Annotated in this window: 2 protein-coding genes; both read left to right on the forward strand. The window is 70.9% G+C overall.

Annotated elements, in window-relative coordinates; translation table 11 throughout:
• The first annotated feature begins 119 nt into the window (after positions 1–119).
• The gene (locus tag RKE29_RS29285) at positions 120–1,487 is read left to right on the forward strand and encodes an AAA family ATPase (protein WP_312008738.1); all 1,368 of its coding nucleotides are present in this window, start codon (positions 120–122) and stop codon (positions 1,485–1,487) included.
• Entirely contained in the window at positions 1,484–2,287 is an 804-nt protein-coding gene (locus RKE29_RS29290; protein WP_312008739.1) for a hypothetical protein, read from the forward strand. Before RKE29_RS29285 ends, RKE29_RS29290 begins: the two co-directional genes overlap by 4 nt.
• Positions 2,288–2,503 lie beyond the last annotated feature (216 nt).

Below are 2,503 nucleotides of genomic sequence, written 5' to 3' on the forward strand. Positions count from 1 at the left end.
ACGGGCGGCGCGTCAGGGCTGACCGGCCGCCCCGGTGGTCACCCGGAGGAGTGGCCGCACGGCGGCACGCGGGGCCCAGGTTGGTACCTTCGGCGCATGCCTGAGGGAGGAGGAGCCGCGTGTACGTCGCGAAGCTGAGGATCGACGGGGTCCGCGGCTTTCGCGGCCCCCGGTCCGTGGACCTGGATTTCACCCGGCCTGACGGGAGCCACGCGGGGTGGACGGTACTCGCGGGGCGGAACGGCTCGGGGAAGACGACGCTGCTGCGGGCCGTCGCGCTGTGCCTGATGGGACCTCCCCGGGCGCCGCAGCTGGAGGAATCCCCGGAGGGCTGGCTTCCCGAGGACCAGGACACCGGACACGTCTCCGTCGACGTGCTCAGGGACCCCATCTGGGATATCTCCGATTCCGACGAGATCCGCCACCCCGTGTCGCTGGACTGGCTGACCGAGCCCTTGCCCGTCGCGCCGCAGGACGAGGCGCTGTTCCCGCCACCGGCCAGGCGACGGCTGGTGAGCGGGGGATTCAAAGGAACCCCGGAGATCGAGTCCGCCTTGTGGAGGGGTGACCCCTACCCCGGGTGGTTCGTCGCCGCCTACGGCCCGTTCCGACGGCTGTCGGGAGGAGACGACGAACAGCCGCCGCAGCGGGTGGCGGCCGTGCGCACGCTGTTCCACGAGAAGGCGGCGCTGTCGGAGGCGGTGAGCTGGCTGACCCGCCTGCACCTGGCCCGCCTCGAAAAGCGGGAAGGCGCCGCGGATCTCATCGACGCGACCTTCGAACTGCTGCGGGACGGTCTGCTGCCGGACGGCTACCAGGCCGGACACATCGACTCCGAGGGCCTTTGGCTGCGCAACGAGAAGACCGGCCAGACGGCTCCCCTCCAGCAGATGAGCGACGGATACCGGACCGTGGTCGCCCTGGTCCTGGACATCGTCCGCCGGATGTTCGAGACCTACCGCTATTTTGCCCCGTTCGACATCGCCCACCAGAACGACGTTCCCACCCTGCGGCAGCCCGGCATAGTGCTGATCGACGAGGTCGAGGCCCATCTGCACGTGTCCTGGCAGCAGCGCATCGGCCCCTGGCTGAAGTCCCATTTCCCGAACGTCCAGTTCCTGGTCACCACGCACAGCCCGTACATCTGCCAGGCGGCCGACGAGAACGGCCTCATCCGCATGCCCGGCCCGGCCGAGGAAGTCCCGCCCGCGGCCGTGAGCCCGGACCTCTACCGCCGGGTCGTGTACGGCACCGGTGACGACTCCGCGGTCTCGGAGCTGTTCGGCCTGGACTCCCCCTACTCCGAGTCGGCCCGGGAACTCAGGCGCCAACTCGTGGAACTGGAAAGCGCGGTCGTAAGGGGGCAGGCGACCGCCGCCGAACTGGAGCGGCTGCGGGCCCTGAAACGCACGCTGTCGAGTTCCCCGGTGACCCGGGTCGACGAGATCTCCGCCCGCCTGCTGGCAGCTCCGGCGCCTGAGGAGTGATCCCGATCAGGCGCGCGCCGCTGCCCGCGGACCTCGCCCTCCGCATGGACGCGCTCACCAAGGAGATCACCGACCGTGAGGTTCCCGCCCGGCTGCCCCACGCCCGTACGCTCTGGAAGCGTGCGGCCGTACGCCGCGATGTGCACGCCCCGCTGCGCGAACTGCTGCGCACCATGGCCGCCGGGCTCGGGTGCTGCATGTACTGCGGCCACGATCTGGCCGACCAGATAGACCACCACGTGCCGGTCGTCCTTGCGCCCGTCCGCGCCTTCTGCTGGTTCAACCACCTCCTGGCCTGCTCGCCGTGCAACAGCAGGTTCAAACGCGACCAGCACCGGCAGGACGCTCTCGGCAACTCACTGCTCCTCGACCCGACGCGGGACGATCCCTTCCAGCACCTCCATCTGACGCTGGACGAGGGGATCTACGTCGACCTGAGTCCCCGGGGCCGCTTCACCATCGACGCGTGCGGCCTGAACAGGGACAAGCGCCCCGAGGCCCGGCAACGCGCCCGGCGGGACATCGGCCACCACATCGAAGGCTGGTGGCGGGCACACCGCGACGGAGACATCCGACGGGCTGCCGACTACCTGGCCGCGATCCGGGACCAGCCGTTCGCCGACGTGTGCCAGTACATGCTGCGGCAGGCGGTGCACGAGGCCGCTGACGTCTTCTTCGCCGCGAGCCCGGACATTTTGCCGCTGCTCCGCCGTCCGGAGGTGCGCAGAGCGCTCCTGGTCCCGGCCGTCTCCAGCGGGGGCCCGGCTGCCCCGGCGGCCGGTGCCGACCCGGCTGGGTGAGTCCGTACGACGACGGCGTCGCACCCGCGCGGGCGTGCATTCCGCGCCCTCCAGCCTGCCGCACTCCCTGACATCGCCCCGCCCCACGGCGGAACGCCACCGGGGCACGGAGCCTGACGTGCCGTAACCTGCCGCCCTGGGCCCCGGGTCAGGTAGCCGCAGCTGCGGTAATGGTGCTCCGCGCAGCAGGGGCCTGTACTTCCAGCCGGACGACCT

It is taken from the genome of Streptomyces sp. B1866 (assembly GCF_031932565.1).
Lineage (GTDB): Bacteria > Actinomycetota > Actinomycetes > Streptomycetales > Streptomycetaceae > Streptomyces.